Annotated in this window: 13 protein-coding genes; 7 read left to right on the top strand and 6 right to left on the bottom strand. The window is 50.1% G+C overall.

Features of this window, described 5'->3' with window-relative positions; translation table 11 throughout:
• Window positions 1–12 precede the first annotated feature (12 nt).
• The 5 genes from FGF66_RS04920 to nifH form a co-directional block, all read right to left on the bottom strand.
• The gene (locus tag FGF66_RS04920; protein ID WP_170181219.1) at window positions 13–2,067 is read right to left on the bottom strand and encodes a hypothetical protein; all 2,055 of its coding nucleotides are present in this window, start codon (window positions 2,065–2,067) and stop codon (window positions 13–15) included.
• Window positions 2,036–6,754: a hypothetical protein gene (locus FGF66_RS04915; protein ID WP_139456579.1), complete on the bottom strand. Its 4,719-nt coding sequence runs from the start codon at window positions 6,752–6,754 to the stop codon at window positions 2,036–2,038. Before FGF66_RS04915 ends, FGF66_RS04920 begins: the two co-directional genes overlap by 32 nt.
• A gap of 119 nt (window positions 6,755–6,873) precedes the next feature.
• Entirely contained in the window at window positions 6,874–7,239 is a 366-nt protein-coding gene (locus FGF66_RS04910; protein ID WP_139456578.1) for a P-II family nitrogen regulator, read from the bottom strand.
• Between the two features lie 12 nt (window positions 7,240–7,251).
• Window positions 7,252–7,569, bottom strand: a complete 318-nt coding sequence (locus FGF66_RS04905) for a P-II family nitrogen regulator (protein WP_139456577.1) — start codon at window positions 7,567–7,569, stop codon at window positions 7,252–7,254.
• Window positions 7,570–7,596: 27 nt separating this feature from the next.
• Window positions 7,597–8,418, bottom strand: coding sequence for a nitrogenase iron protein (nifH, locus tag FGF66_RS04900; RefSeq protein ID WP_139456576.1), 822 nt, complete (start codon window positions 8,416–8,418; stop codon window positions 7,597–7,599).
• Between the two features lie 574 nt (window positions 8,419–8,992).
• Between nifH and FGF66_RS04895 the strand changes: the two genes are divergently transcribed.
• Window positions 8,993–10,174 carry an iron-containing alcohol dehydrogenase gene (locus FGF66_RS04895; protein WP_139456575.1) on the top strand — a complete coding sequence of 394 codons (1,182 nt, stop codon included), beginning with the start codon at window positions 8,993–8,995 and terminating at the stop codon, window positions 10,172–10,174.
• Between the two features lie 480 nt (window positions 10,175–10,654).
• On the opposite strand, the gene FGF66_RS04890 is transcribed toward FGF66_RS04895, so the two are convergent.
• A complete protein-coding gene (locus tag FGF66_RS04890; RefSeq protein ID WP_170181218.1) occupies window positions 10,655–11,347 on the bottom strand; it encodes a hypothetical protein in 693 nt (230 codons plus the stop codon).
• Window positions 11,348–11,821: 474 nt separating this feature from the next.
• On the opposite strand from FGF66_RS04890, the gene FGF66_RS04885 reads away from it, so the two are divergent.
• From FGF66_RS04885 to FGF66_RS04860, 6 genes are all read left to right on the top strand, one after another.
• On the top strand, window positions 11,822–12,154 hold the full coding sequence (locus FGF66_RS04885; RefSeq protein ID WP_139456573.1) for an ArsR/SmtB family transcription factor: 333 nt from the start codon (window positions 11,822–11,824) through the stop codon (window positions 12,152–12,154).
• Between the two features lie 74 nt (window positions 12,155–12,228).
• On the top strand, window positions 12,229–12,534 hold the full coding sequence (locus tag FGF66_RS04880; protein WP_139456572.1) for a thioredoxin family protein: 306 nt from the start codon (window positions 12,229–12,231) through the stop codon (window positions 12,532–12,534).
• Between the two features lie 4 nt (window positions 12,535–12,538).
• Entirely contained in the window at window positions 12,539–13,600 is a 1,062-nt protein-coding gene (locus FGF66_RS04875; protein WP_139456571.1) for a permease, read from the top strand.
• Between the two features lie 28 nt (window positions 13,601–13,628).
• Entirely contained in the window at window positions 13,629–14,057 is a 429-nt protein-coding gene (locus FGF66_RS04870; protein WP_139456570.1) for an arsenate reductase ArsC, read from the top strand.
• A 2-nt stretch (window positions 14,058–14,059) separates the two neighbouring features.
• Window positions 14,060–15,115, top strand: coding sequence for an ACR3 family arsenite efflux transporter (arsB, locus tag FGF66_RS04865; protein ID WP_139456569.1), 1,056 nt, complete (start codon window positions 14,060–14,062; stop codon window positions 15,113–15,115).
• Window positions 15,116–15,162: 47 nt separating this feature from the next.
• Entirely contained in the window at window positions 15,163–15,600 is a 438-nt protein-coding gene (locus FGF66_RS04860; protein WP_139456568.1) for an arsenate reductase ArsC, read from the top strand.
• Window positions 15,601–15,767: the final 167 nt, after the last annotated feature.

Genomic DNA, 15,767 nt, shown 5'->3' with positions numbered 1-15,767 from the left:
ATGTTTTCAATATTATATAACATGTAAGCTCGCCATTAAACCACGCAGCTTCCCCGCAACCCATGGAGGATAGTCATAGCGAATAGTTTCAACTCGATCCTGATATTCTTTGACGTACTCCATGAACTTCGCCTTATGTTCTCCCCTCAGAAGGCGACGTACCGCGCTTACCGTATCAGACGCAAGACTTGTATGGATTACATACAAAAACAGAACTCGTCTGTGTTCATCAGTTTCCTCCTTCTCACATAGCTCTGCAATGAAATGTGGCAAATACGAGTACCACTTGTCACCATTTTCAATTAAAAGTGTGCACAAAGAATCAATGAGTGACGCTTGAATATGATAATCGATATTGCCAAGTACATTCTTTCTCCATTTAAAGTCGGAAATAATTTCCCAAATTCCCTCTGTAAGTGTCTGATCAATAAGTAATTTTCTTTTTAAGGCGAAACACACGACAACCTGTTTTGGTAGATCAAATTCACCCAGTTTTTTTATGGCATCCAATAACCCTTCGCTGCTTCCAAGTGTATCGCTCATCTCTACGAGTTGTTGCAATCCTTTTTTATGCTCCTCTGGTTGATATTCAGCCCATTTAAGAATGGTATCAGCAAGTGAGCCTTCTAACGCAAAAGTCGGATCATCCGTTATCTTGATTGAAAAAGGCAATACAGAAAACGTGTTGAAGACCAATGCGTCTTGGAATCTATTACGGCTATCCTCTGCCAGATCAGTAGGAACAAGCTCATTCATGTGCTCTCCCATCATTGTCAATAGTGATGCAGCCCATGGAGAATTAACACATAAAGTGATTTGTCTTAGAAACGAGCGCTGAATGGGAGCACTTGCAGCCAGCCATGAGAGAGACGAAAACTCTAAAGCAGGCTTGACCCATTTTTCACGGCAGAACTTAGCTGAGAGAATGTCAGGTGGAAAAAGAGCTGCAACCTGCTCCGAAAACCACCATGCAAAATAACCAATACTCCCACCATCATTTTCTGGCAAACGTGCTTCAAGGTGGTATGTGTAATGAAGAGCAAGGTCTCTACGGAGTGCCCATGGACTAAACTCTGGAGAGCTTTCATTTTTCTTGTCTGAGTTCTGCACTACTGTGAGAATTTGTTCCCACAGATTCGGTAATTTACCATCAGGAATGAATTCGGGGAAAAGAACGAAAACTGAGCAAGCATGGTATCTTGATAAAGAAGTATTTTGAAAGTCAACCCATTTCCACACATCTTGCCAAACATCAATACTATAATTTTTAGAAGAGACCAAATTTTTAACAGCTGTCGCCATACTATATGATGGTGCAAAAGGAAGAAATCCCATTTTTTCAAGATAGCTGCTGCATAATTCGGTAAGACTCGAAGAGCTGTTAACTATATCGGATAACAGTGTTTTTAATGTCCCATGATCTCGTTCCGGGTTCCCAATAGAAAGACTAATCGAGTCACATGAAATAACGCTGGGATGAATAACCTTAGGTGCATAAAATTTAAGTGCATCTTGAATTACAGGCTCATTTTGCAGGCTCTGACGGATTCCTGATAAAGAAAAAAGAATATCATCGTTTAAAGTATCATATACTAATATTGCTTTAGGCCTCCAATTTTCTGGATTCGGTGATGATATTGCATTGCGAGATGCTTTCAATAATCCAAAACTCTTCGAAGTGAGTATCAAAGGATTCTTTAAAAGCATTTTTTCAATGGATTCTATAACTGCTATTCGAACATCACGAGAATCAGAGAGAATGAGAATGGTAAGGTCTTCGAGTATTAATTTTGAATCATCATCTTCTTCTGATTTATAAAGAAATAAAGGACCTTCTGTAAGCTTTTGCCTTCTTGCGTGTTGATGATCACGTATGACTTCGATCTCGATATTAGTCCCAAGAGGAACTGCTGCATCACTTATCAGACCAATATCCTGTAAGGCACGATATGCTCTTGCTTCCATGTGTTCAATGTTGCTTAGAGCGATCTTTCCCATACGCATCTGTATTGATCGCTTAACATTTTTTATATCATCAGGACTCGGAATCTGTTCTTTGTGTATCATTCAAGATTTCAGTTACTATTGATAGATATTCTTCTTGTGAAAGCTTCAGAGCTGATTTAACAGCCATCAAGGCATCAGATACTCGCTCATCATCATCGATAGAATTTGAATTCAGTAACATATGTGTTATAAGAATTTTTTCGACCAATGATCCCATCCTACCCTTGATAGCACCAGGAACAACACGAGGCTGAGATGGAAGAAACTCCTGAACACACCATTCCGTTAACCGCGAAGCGGCACCCTTCGAAATTTTGTCATCTAACCATAAATCTACAATCCATGATGCCAGAATCTGCATCCAAGACATGTAGAGTTGCATTGACATAGATTGAGTGAAATCCGTTTTCTCTAATCCACCAAATAGACCGGTATCCCGCATGCAATCGTGAACGTATTCTGCCACCTCTTGGAGTGGAAGTCCAGGTGGATTCATACGATACTGTGCTGCATAGGTTTTTAAAATTTTTGCTGTTGGAACAATGAACCGATAACGCCACCGCATCATTGTCAGAATTGCCGCTGCAGCTTCTGTATCATTTAACCTCTCAGATTCATGCAAAGCAAGAACTACAGCATCTGATCCGAAAGAACCATATGGTGCATTATCCTGCACATTAAGAGTCATCGCCTGACATACTCGGTCATCAGCCAGCAGAGGTAGACGCTGATCTTGAGCCATGAAGCTTGAAAAAAATGCAATTACATTCTTGTTATCACGAATGTTAATTTGCACTCCTTGCGGTAGAGGCTGTCGAACAAATCTGAATCTCTTGTCATCACGAATTCGATTCCAAAGATCAAAATGCCAAACTCTTGTTTCTTCCTGGAAACATAAGAGATCAAGACGCTGCCTTACTTCAATACGAGCCTCACTTGTAATGTACACACGGTAGAACTTAGTGATCTGATCCAGTAACCCAAATGAGGTTAGCGTTTCAAGAGATAGCAGTTCAATATGAACGCTCTGGAAATGTCCAATTGGAGGATGTTCACCATCTACACTGGATGGTTTTAGACACACTCTTTTTACTCGTTCGTATGTCAATTCATCAACAAGCCCCGCCTCATAAATTGGAGCGATCACATCGATAAGATGATACCTGTGTCCGTCTGTTTCATTATACTCGTCCACGATAAAAATCGGATCATTTCTGCCATTTTGCTCAATCGTAATCACTTCATCTGCTACATAACGATTGATCTCATCTGCTGTTCGCTGCTTTGAGCGTTGATGAAACACCATTTTCTTACCATCCTCCAACACGGTTGCTAAATACTGCTCAGGGATAAGAATTTCGCCGAAATAATCGGCAGCTTTGTCCAATAGGTCAAGTCTGTGAAGTGAAATCAGAGCTGATAAATCGGCAACAATTGTAGTGCCTGAAACTGGGCATTCTAAAGGAAGCAATGCTCGTTTTCCGTCATCCATTTGCCCAGCATGGAATCCGTTTGTCGAATAGATCGAATAACAAGCCCGATTGATCTGGTCGTCGTTAATCCACTTCAGTTCTTGTGTACGCAATCGCCAAGACCAGTAAACAGCATCACCAAAAGCTTGCGCTACCAAAACCCATGGCATACGTCCCGTCAGTATTTCCGTATGGATGTGTTTTTTTCTATCCTCTGTAGCTTTGAAGGACTCTTTAAACATTTCGATTGCTTCGTCTGTCTGAACCAGATGAAACGAATGCTCATCAACTTTTTTAGCAACTCGGAGTTCATTGAGCTTGCTTAGCGCCGCATGTGCAAATTCCTCATCACCTGCTGCATATGCGGTATTCATACAAGCAAGGAGAAAATCTGGGATTTCCCAGAAGCAATCACGAAAATTCTTAATTGAGTCGCAGGCCTCATCTGGTTTCCCCAAACTTAAATAGAGTTCAGAACGACCTAATACGGCTCTAATTTCTGGCTGTTCAACCTTGCATTCTTCATCATATAGCGCTAAGCTCTCATGTGGTCTATAAAGTTGAGCAAAGCAAACCGCCAAATTAATGGTGTATATATGATTACTAGGCTCTGCATCATGCAGGGCCTGGTAATGAATGGCGGCCTTGCCTATGTCGTGTAAATTGAAGGCGTACAGAAAGGCAAGACTACTCCGAGCAGCATGGTTGTCAGGTTGCGCCGCCATAAGCTCTTCATAAAGTCTCACAGCATCAACTACCTTTTCTGCCTGAAAAGCAAGGTTAGCGGCTTGATGAAGTAATTCTGTGGAACCTGTCTGAAGAGATGCAAGCCTAAACATCTCGACTGCTTCAGGAAGACGACCATTTAGCCTCAATGCTTCACCTCGTAATTGCATCCAGAAAACATCGTCCATGGCTGGATACCGGTCAAGCACATCAAGAGCCATATCCGGCTTACCGTTACGGAGAAATTGATTAGCATCGAACATCGCCTGCATTCGCGGGTTGTGATCAACTAATGGTCGAGCTATTTTCTCACACTCATCAAGAGTATCACCATCCAATTCTTGAACCAAATGCTGAAACAACTTAAAAAGCTCATCCTTCTTTTCATTGGTGTCTGCGAGTACAAGGAGCTTCCTTGCCGAATCATAAGCAGTTTCTGGTTGCCCCATTTTTGACTCAATGACAGCTGCGAGAATGTTCGCATTAAGATCATCAGGATAATCGTTTCGCAATCGCTGAGGAAGGTCTGGCGGTGGAGTGATAAAACCGCTCATTACGCTACGTGCAACATCGAGTTGAATGGGCGTACGAGTTGACATAAGCCGAGTCATTTTTGCCACTTCTTCTGGTTTCCCAAGAAAAATATATGCTTTCCAGGCAATATTGACTGCATAGGCGGCCAGTTCCGAATCAATCGAACCTCGACTCATGATGACAGACAACACAGGGTCAATATCTTTGAGAACCTGTTGGATGGCGGATTTCTCGGTTTCAGTAAGATTTTGCGGCAAGATATTTTGACCCGGTTCCTGGTTGATCAACGCCCGAACTAAAGACGCATCGGCAAGGAGTACAACACATTGGGGATATTTATTCTTTTTGTCTTGTGCATTGGCCCAGTCAACTAGTTTCAGCGCTTTTGCTCGATGCCCAGCACCGGCATATGCTGCAACGCCAAGATCACACCACTTCAAATGTGGAGGGCGCACATCAATTAGCCTTATTGCTGCCTCTAAATCATTTTTTCTTAAATAAATAGCAAGGCGTATCCGAATAGCGTATGGGTCTTCACGGTCAGCTAAATACTCAAGTGCGGCATCTTCACCATTTTTAATCTTTTCTATCGAACCCCTTAGTGCGAATACATCTGCAGCAAGCTCTGGTCGAGGTGAAACCGCCAAATACTTGTCTATCTTGTTAAATAATTTTTTAGCTCTCTCGATATGTTTTGCTGACTCTGAATCTTTATTCTCAGCACAACTTACATGTACTCTTGCTATCAAAAATAAGTAATTAAGAAAGCGTTTGCTTTCAGAGATATTTGTTTTTTCTATATACTCTTTAAGTTTTCCTGCTAGACTAAGTGCCGTATCATTATTCCATAATGATAGCTGAGATAGAATCTCATTTTCAATATCCTTTGCAGTTTCATATTTTTCAAATAGATCGTCAATATTTATAAGTGACAATCTATCTTCCGAACTCTTGAAAACCTCTTCGGTAACGATGCCTGATACATGTTGAGACCTCTGTAAAAACGGTAATTGATAATTCCAATCTTGTGCCTCTTTTGCCAAATATTTTGTAACCTCATACGGTGCCCCGGGGGGGGGTGGTGATGTGAGACGATTGATCGTATTTGCTTGTGATTGGATAACGCTTATGAGTTGATCAGCTTGGGGTGATGCAATCGTTATTGATTCGTTAGATGCGTTACTTGTTGAAATTGAAGAATTAACTGTAATCGAGATAAGCACATGGCTTTTCAGAAGATTACTCGCCGCTCCGTAAATATGCGTATTTCGATTAAGTGGTCTGGAAATTGAAATATGGTCTTCGTCAAGTGCTATAGGAGCAGAACCAACGCCAGGGTGCGCTGAGGATGGGTTAACAACGGAAAGAAAGCCATTAACCGGTTTTGTTTCATAATATGTTCGAGTCTCTATTCCAAGACGCTGGGCTTGGCCACGATACCATTCAAGCAAATCGCGAAGATGGGCATCGTGCATTCGAAGATCCTTGATGCTTTTTGTGGTTCGGAAGATTTTTTTTAAAGCATCAAGAAATGAGGCGAGTTCTGCTCCAGAATGTGGTGTAGAAAGAAAAAAAATAACTTTTGTCTGGTGTAGTAGGTCTTGCATGCACGGTTCATCCGGTTTGTCGCTGGCTTTTCGAAGCAACTGCTTAACCAAAAGACCTCCCATGCTATGGCAGATGAACATAAGAGGACGTGTGCCAAGACCGTTTTGTGTTAAATATGTTAATACCTCCCACGCGCGGTCTGGCAATGACTGGGCGTGCCCTGAGTTCTTAGAACCAAAACCGAGTATTTTTGAAAATACCTTAGATTTCGTCGGACTTGCCTCATAGTCTAGTGACCATACTCCGATCTCAGGAAAATCCTCCCCAAGCCAATGCGGCCATGAAGTCGAATCGTCTTTTCCATAGCGCCATGTCTCACGGGCATCACCACCCAAGCCATGAACAAAAATGACATCCGCCTTACGGTTGACATTCTCACAACCAGATATTTGTATTAATTCACTCATGACCTATAAAGCAGTAGTGCAGTGGCATTGTTAATTAACAACGCAATTTATAAAAATCTTTTATAACAAGACCGTATAGCAGAATACAAAAACACACTCGTCACTGTTCGTAAGAAATCTCACTTGATTGCCGCCTCGCCTTCCTCGTCCGTCCTGATCCTCACGACGTTGTCGATCGGGCAGACGAACACCTTGCCGTCGCCGTACTGCTTCGTCTGGTTTACCTTCAGGATCGCCTTGACCACCAGGTCGGCGTCCTCGTCGGGCACGATCAGCGACACCATGCGCTTGGGGACGTACTTCGAGCTGCCCGGCGTGGACTCCAGCCCCTCCGGCAGTTCGCAGGCGATCTCCCCGGCGATGCCTTTCTGCTTGCCCCGCCCAAGCACGGCGACCGCGCTGAAGGCCGGAAAGCCGAGCTGTTCGAGAACATCCTTCGTCCTCTTGACCTGTTTGGGACGAATCACTGCCAGTATTTCCTTCATAGCCGTATCTCCTTATAAGCCTGCCTGGCCGGTGCGCACGGTGAATGCGCCATCGACGGGCGTTATGAAAATCTTGCCGTCGCCGAAGTTGCCGGTATAAGCTTTCGACTTCATCACGGCCACCACATCCTCGACATCCTCGTCATCGACCACGAGCAGCATCATCACCTTCGGCAGCTCGTCGTAGTGGACATCGCCGATCTTGATGCCCTTCTGCTTGCCCCGGCCAAAAATGTTCATCTTGGTCATCGAGATGAAGCCCGCCTCGGCCAGCCCGTCCGACACAGCATCCGCAATTTCGGGACGCAACATTGCCCTCACCATTTTCATTCGCGTATCTCCTTGTTTGATATTGAATTAATCGCACAGACCGTACTTGATGACCATCGATTCGAGCTCGTCGATGTTGAGCGGCTTCGGAATGACCAGCATCTTGTTTTCGATGATCTTGCGCGCCAGTTCGCCATACTCCTTTGCCTGGTCTGATTCCGGCGCGAACTCGATCACCGTCTTGCGGTTGAACTCCGCTTTCTGGACGATGTTGTCACGCGGAACGAAGTGGATCATCTGCGTACCAATCGCGGCGGCGAACTCCTCGACGAACTCGCGCTCCTTATCGACTTTTCTGCTGTTGCAGATGATGCCGCCAAGGCGTACGCCGCTCTGTTTGGCGTATTTGACCAGCCCCTTGCAGATGTTGTTAGCCGCATAGACCGCCATCATCTCGCCAGACGCCACGATATAGACCTCCTGCGCCTTGCCGTCGCGAATCGGCATGGCGAAGCCGCCGCACACCACGTCACCAAGTACGTCGTAAAAGACGTAATCGAGATCTTCGGTGTAGGCTCCACTCTGCTCCATCAGGTCGATGGCGGTAATGACGCCTCGCCCCGCGCAACCGACGCCCGGCTCCGGGCCGCCGGATTCGACGCAGCGGATGCCCTGAAAACCGGCCATGACCATCTTGTCGGAGATCTTCTCCGCACCGGAATCCCGGAGCATGTCCATAATCGTCGCCTGGTTCATGCCGCCGAGGATCATGCGGGTCGAGTCGGCTTTCGGATCGCAGCCGTGGATGAAGACTTTCTGGTTGTGAAAGTAGGCCATGGCCGCCGCGGTGTTCTGCTGCGTCGTGGACTTGCCGATACCGCCCTTTCCGTAAATGGCTATCTTTTTCATATCGATACGTTGATTAGGGTTGTTGAACCGGTTCAGGCTCCGGTAAATCCGTTATACCCTGAACTACATATCGATATTCAAAAAGAGTGCCAGACTGGCGCGAAAAGGAGATTGAGGCTGGAAAAATGATGAGATAAAACAGGCAAGAAGGGCGAAATCAAGAGGTAACGTCAATGAAAAGCGTCTGTTACAAAAAAAGTGGATAACATTCGGCGGCGATGCTGCCACGCTGTTTTGCACCGAAAAAAAGCTGTTCCACCCCAGCCGCCGCCAAACTCTGAACCAGACGGAACACTTGTCTTAATATTTCGCACTATATCGAACATTTTGCCTTAAATTTTTAGACAAAATTTCACATCCATAAAATTTATAACGGCAAGAGAGTCGAAAAACCTGAAAAACAGCAATAAAACCAGAGTATTCCGCGCCAGCCGCCCTGCCGACAAACTCGCGCAAAGCAGCCTCCGGCTTGCCATCGAAAAGCTTGCAAAATTCGGTCGCGGATTTGCACATTGCAGTCGACTCCTGTCTGGCGGACAGGAAAACAACGGACAACATTTTCAGGAGTACCCATATGAAATTCGAGTATCAAAATCCAACGCGCATGATCTTTGGAGCCGGAACGCTTTTGCGGCTCGGCGAAGTAGCGCGCGAATACGGCAACAAAGCGATGATCGTCACCGGCGGCGGCAGCGTCAAGCGCAACGGCGCGTTTGACCGCGCGGTCGCGAGCCTCGACGAGGCTGGAGTGTCGGCGGTGGAGTGCAGCGGCGTCGAGCCGAACCCGCGCCTTTCGTCGGTGGCGCGGGGCGGCGAGATCGCCCGGCGGGAGAGTTGCGACGTGGTGATCGCGCTCGGCGGCGGCAGCGTGATGGACGCCGCGAAAGTCATGGCGGCGGCGGTCTTTTACGAGGGCGACCTGTGGAACATGTTCCCGCACGGCCAGGCGGCGCGGCGACTTCCGACCCGCGCGCTGCCGATCATCACCGTGCCGACGCTTGCTGCAACCGGCTCGGAAATGAACAGCGGCGCGGTCATCACGGACGAGAAAACGATGATCAAATCGTTCGTCGGCGCGAAGTGCCTCTACCCGAAAGCGGCCATCGTCGATCCCGAACTGACCGTGAGCGTTCCGCCCGACCAGACCGCCTACGGCATCTGCGACCTCATCACACACATCACCGAAGCGTACTTCAATGGCGTTGACGGTACGCCGGTGCAGGATCGCTTCGCCGAAGGGGTGATCCTCACCGCGATGGAGTACGGGCCAAAAGCGGTCGCCGACGGTAACGACCTCGATGCGCGCGCCCAGACGCAGTGGGCCTCGGTAGTTGCGCTGAACGGCTGGGTGCAGGCCGGAACGCTCTCGCCCTTCCCGGTGCACATGATCGAGCACACGCTCTCGGCGCAGCACGACATCGCCCACGGCGCGGGCCTCTCCGTCGTCAACCCGGCCTGGATGCGCTTCGCCGCCAAGACGCGGCCCGCGCGATTCGCGCAATTCGCCCGGCGCATTTTCGGCATTACAAAGTCTGACGACATGGAGGCCGCGCTGGAAGGCATCGACCGCTTCGAGGCATTCCTGCGCTCCATTGGCTGCCCGACGCGCCTGTCGGAATGCGGCATCGGCGACGAACTCCTCGACCGCTACGCCGAAGACACCCTGCTCGTCGCAGGTAACGCAGAAGGCCAGCTCCCCGGCAGACCGATGATGACGAAAGCGGACATCGTCGAGGTGTTGCGAGCGGCGGTGTGATAGATGTTACGATAGGGGGCTGATGATGAACACAAGCCCCCTTAAACCCTTCCAGAACAACCGACCGGAGAACCTCAACCTTCAACCTCGACCTCTTCAGAAGCCTCACGCTTTCGTCGGACATCGAAGGCGCGATCTCGGAGAAGGTGCTGGAAAAAAGCAGGGGAAAGAAAGGTGGGAAGTAAAAAACGGTTTTGGCGCCAGGCTGGGTTTATTCCAAAACATCTATCCGCGACGCCGTCAATTGAATAGATCATGAAAGCTGACGAGAATATCTACATCGTTTTCGCCGATATTTTTACCTGATGTAAAAGAGCTGTCAGCCCCCCTGAGGTTGTCGATGTTTTTGACAAATAAAAACCCGGGATCCAACAGCTACTCTTATCGTCTAACGGTGAAATAACCTGCCGGCCGAAAGGTTGCCCACCTTTCAAGAATGCGGCTATTTCCGGTCAGGTTTATTGACTGGTTAAACCGTGTTTAATACTTTTCAAAATTAGCAGCAGCATAACCATCTTTCCATTCGCAACTCGGACAAAGTTGTGCCTCTTCGCCGTACTCGCATGATGAAAATATATATGGTTCTTTGCACCATTTGCACTCAAGAACTTCTTCGCTGTGCCCGCAGACGAGGCACGCTTCTTCGTCCACATCGAATGTTTCGTTGTGGCAAGAGGTGCATTTGATTACATATATCTCATTTGCATCAATCTTTTCTTGTGCTTTACGAAGTAAATCATCATAAAATTCCGTGTACTGGCGAAGAATCAACCATTTACCGTCTTTCAGATGAGAAGCTTTCCACTCCAAATTCAAGTGCTCATCGGCAAAGCTAAATATGAACGAAAGCACCTGACCGACAAGCGCTTTAGCTTCATGTTCAGTAATTGAAAACTCAAAATGCTCGATTTCGTTTCTTTTTTCTCTCGCCGTATTGATGGCGCTTATTTCCTCTTTTGAAAACTGAATATTGCAAATTTTTTGAAGCCTTTTGAATACCTTTTCTGCTCCGACTGTGAATGCGTCATTTGATGGATATTTGTCAATATTGTCGAAAACAAAAGCAGAGTGTGTCTGGCGTAACTTTTCTTTGAATAGCAATTCAACCACATGGGCGAAGTCTACAATTATCCGTTTCCAGTCACCGACGCCGTTCTTATTGACCGGCCCCATGTGTTTGATTGCATGCTCTAAAGAGTCGTTTGCATTTTCGATTAAATTGAATTTATGCATATGTATAGGCTTAACATTGTTTATACTGATCCGCCTAAACTGCGGATTTTTGAATCACAGCCCATATAAAACGCAATCGAGAAGCCATTACAAATACTGTTAATAACCTGATTTTTAATCACTTAAACCTTACATTGCGTTTTATTTTTGCGTCTTATACGGATCGGCATAAGAACACGGCTCACAGCCCATCGACTGACCCACACCAAAACCGAAGCCGAGAACACACCCGCAAATCAATCACCTGAAAAATTAGCGCAAAATTATCCACCAAACAACCAGAATCATCTGAGCCGCAATCCTCCACCCATCCGCCCCGTCCCTTAAAACGACGCCGTTCTTACCCCCCGCGCACTTTTCGACTTGCATCTTTCAACATTCATCGTATATTTACGATGAATTAAAAACACACTCATGCAGAGAACCCTTTCCGACATCGGCTACAGCACAAGCGAGATTGAGCTTGCGGTGATGGCCAAGGCGCTGGGCCATCCGGTGCGGATCAGAATCCTGCGGCTGCTGGCCGGGGAGACTTGCTGTTTTACGGGGGAGCTGACCGGGCTGATCCCGATGGCGCAATCGACCATTTCGCAGCACCTGAAGGCACTCAAGGAGGCGGGGCTGATCCAGGGGGAGATCGATCCGCCAAAGGTGAAGTACTGCATCCATCGTGAAAACTGGGCAAAGGCCCAAGCGCTCTTCGGTGAGTTTTTCGCCTCCGAAAAGAGCGGCGGATGCGGGTGTTGAGATCGAAATTCGTCGAAGATAAAGCTTCTTTAACAAATCGTTCATTTGCGATAAACTCAAAAAAAAACAGAACAATGAAAGAGATCAAGATTCTCGGATCGGGATGCGCCAAATGCAACCAGCTCGCCGACGCAGTGAAAGCGGTAGTCGCCGCTGAAAACATCGAGGCCGATGTGCAGAAGGTCGAAGACATTCAGGAGATCGTGTCGTATGGCGTGATGTCAACGCCCGGCCTCGTGGTGGATGGCAAGGTGGTGTGCAGCGGGCGCGTACCGTCCAGCAACGAGCTGCGTCAGTTCCTTACCGCCGCTCCGAAGCCCTCCGGCTGCTGCGGCAACCACGCCAAAGGGATCGGCCGCCAGAACGGAACCTGCTGCTGAAACGATGCAAACGCACGATTCGCGCAACTCCAACGGCCTACGAGCTTCGACCCCGGCGTGGATCGCCGGGGCGCTTGCGGCGGCGGCGCTCTGGGCGGCGCTCTACCTGAATCTCGAAGCGGGCGCTGGCTTGCTGGTCGGCGCTCTCGGCTTGAGCCGCGCCACCCCGTTCGGCGAGGCGCTGCACTTCTTTATCTACGAAACGCCGAAGGTGCTCCTGCTGCTGACGGCGGTGGTGTTCGCGATGGGGGTGGTGCATACCTTCATTTCGGCGGAGCGGACGCGGGCCATGCTTTCCGGCAGGCGCACGGGCGTCGGCAACGCGATGGCCGCCACGCTCGGCATTGTGACGCCGTTCTGCTCCTGCTCCGCCGTGCCGCTTTTCATCGGCTTTTTGCAGGCGGGGGTGCCACTCGGCGTCACCTTCTCGTTCCTCATCTCCGCGCCGATGGTCAACGAGGTGGCGCTTGCGCTGCTTTTCGGCATGTTCGGCTGGCAGGTCGCCATGCTCTATCTCGCGATGGGCCTGCTCGTTGCGGTGATTTCGGGGATGGTGATCGGCAAGCTCCGGCTGGAGCGATTTCTCGAAGAGTGGGTGCAAAAGCTCCAGAACAGCGCGGTTTCGTCGGAATTTTCCGCTGACGCCGTGAGCTGGCCGGAGCGGGCGGGCGAAGGTGTGCGCCACGTGCGCCAGATCGTCGGCAAGGTGTGGCTCTACATTGTGCTCGGCGTGGGCCTCGGCGCGGGCATCCACGGCTACGTGCCGGAGAACTTCATGGCCTCGCTGATGGGCAACGAGGTGTGGTGGTCGGTGCCCGCCGCCGTGCTGATCGGGGTGCCGATGTACTCCAACGCCGCCGGAATCATTCCGGTCGTGCAGGCGCTGCTGGGCAAGGGGGCGGCGCTCGGCACGGTGCTCGCCTTCATGATGAGCGTCATCGCCCTCTCCGCTCCGGAGATGATTATCCTCCGCAAGGTGCTCCGCCCGCAGCTCATCGCGATTTTCGCGGGAGTCGTGGCGACGGGCATCATGCTGGTCGGCTTCGTTTTCAACGCTGTTTTCTGAATCGCATAACTCACATTCTGAAAAAGACATGAAGCAATCGATACTCATTCTCTGCACCGGCAACTCGTGCCGGAGCCAGATGGCCGAAGGGTTCCTGCGCTCCTTCGACCACGAACTCGAAGTCTTCTCCGCAGGCACGATTCCGGCTGGCGAAGTTCATCCGCTGGCGGTTCAGGTGATGCGGGAGGTCGGCATCGATATTTCGGCAAACCAGCCGAAAAGCGTTGACGTATTTCTCTCCAGGCCGTTCGATTACGTCGTGACGGTCTGCGACGGCGCCAAAGAGAGCTGCCCGCTCTTTACCGGCGAGGTGAAGCACCGCCTGCACATCGGCTTCGACGATCCGGCGGCGGCCACCGGCAGCGCTGAGGAGGTGCTCGCTGTCTTCCGCCGGGTGCGCGACGAAATCGAAGCGCGGTTCGGCGAATTTTATCGCGAAACCATTGCAGGAGCCTGATCATGAGTAACACGACAAAACAGCTCTCTTTCCTCGACCGCTACCTGACGCTCTGGATTTTCCTCGCGATGGGCGTCGGGGTGCTCTCCGGCTATCTCTATCCGCAGATCGCCGGATTCTGGAACCGCTTCCAGTCCGGCACGACCAACGTGCCCATCGCCATCGGCCTCATCGTCATGATGTATCCGCCGCTCGCGAAGGTGAAGTACGAGGAGCTTGGCGACGTATTCCGCAACACGAAGGTGCTCGGCCTGTCGCTCGTGCAGAACTGGGTGATCGGGCCGGTGCTGATGTTCACGCTCGCCGTGCTGCTTCTCGCCGACATGCCGCACTACATGGCGGGGCTGATCCTGATCGGCCTGGCCCGCTGCATCGCGATGGTGATCGTCTGGAACGAGCTGGCCAAAGGCGACACCGAGTACGCCGCCGGGCTGGTGGCCTTCAACTCGGTGTTTCAGGTGCTCTTCTTTTCGGTCTACGCCTGGGTGTTTCTGACGGTGCTGCCCGGCTGGCTCGGCATGAGTTCGTTCCGCGTCGAGATCACCATCGCCGAAATCGCCTCGTCGGTCTTCATCTACCTCGGCATTCCCTTCATCGCCGGATTCCTGACGCGCTTCGTCATGCTGCGGCTGAAGGGGCGCGAGTGGTACGAAACGGTCTTCGTGCCGCGCATCAGCCCGCTGACTCTGGTGGCGCTGCTCTTCACGATTGTCGTCATGTTCTCGCTCAAAGGTGAATACATTGTGAAAATTCCGATGGATGTGGTGCGTATCGCCATTCCGCTGCTACTTTATTTTGTCATCATGTTCCTCGTGTCGTTCTGGATGGGGCGCAAGATCGGCGCGGACTACTCCAAAACCGCCACGCTCTCCTTCACGGCGGCGAGCAACAACTTCGAGCTGGCCATCGCGATCGCGGTCGCGGTCTTCGGCATCGACTCCGGCGAAGCCTTCGCCGCCGTCATCGGTCCGCTGGTGGAAGTGCCCGCGCTCATCGCGCTGGTGAACGTTTCGCTGTGGTTCAGGGAGAAGTGGTTCGGCGGTGTGAGCGAAGCCTGACAACGCCTGGATTTTTGCTTCGACTTCAAACAAAAACCTGTACGAAGATGGAAAAGAAACAGAATGTGCTCTTTCTCTGCACCGGAAACTCGGCGCGGAGCCAGATGGCCGAAGGGCTGCTCAGGGAGATGGCCGGCGACCGGTTCGTCGCTATGAGCGCCGGGCTGGAACCAAGAGAGGAGGTGCATCCGCTCGCGGTTGAAGTGATGCGGGAGGTCGGCATCGACATCGCCTCGCAGAAACCCAAGCCGGTCGAACTCTATCTCGGCAGGGTTCCCGTGCACTATCTCATCGTTGTCTGCGACAAGGCCCAGGCAAGCTGCCCGAGAATCTGGCCGGGCCTTCTCGATGGACGCCGTTTTTTCTGGCCTTTGCCGGATCCTGCCGATCAGAGCGGCGCCAGAGAGGAGCAGCTTGCCGGTTTCAGGGCGGTGCGCGATGAGCTGCGCGGGAAATTGCAGGAGTGGCTCGACAATATGGATTGACTGCGCTACGCCTGTTGCTCCGGCGAGTTGAAACTTCGGATCGCGCCTGCCACGAACAGCCAAGGGTAGCGCAGATAAACCAACTCCACGAGGCGATCTCGAAAAAAGCGCTTGAGAAAAGCGGAAGGAAAGAGGAGAAATAAGATGCGGTGATGGCGATGGGCGGG

The organism is Chlorobaculum thiosulfatiphilum (assembly GCF_006265165.1).
Taxonomy (GTDB): Bacteria; Bacteroidota; Chlorobiia; order Chlorobiales; family Chlorobiaceae; genus Chlorobaculum; species Chlorobaculum thiosulfatiphilum.
The sequence above is the reverse complement of the archived record's forward strand: the minus strand, read 5'-3'. Positions and strand labels throughout refer to the sequence as shown.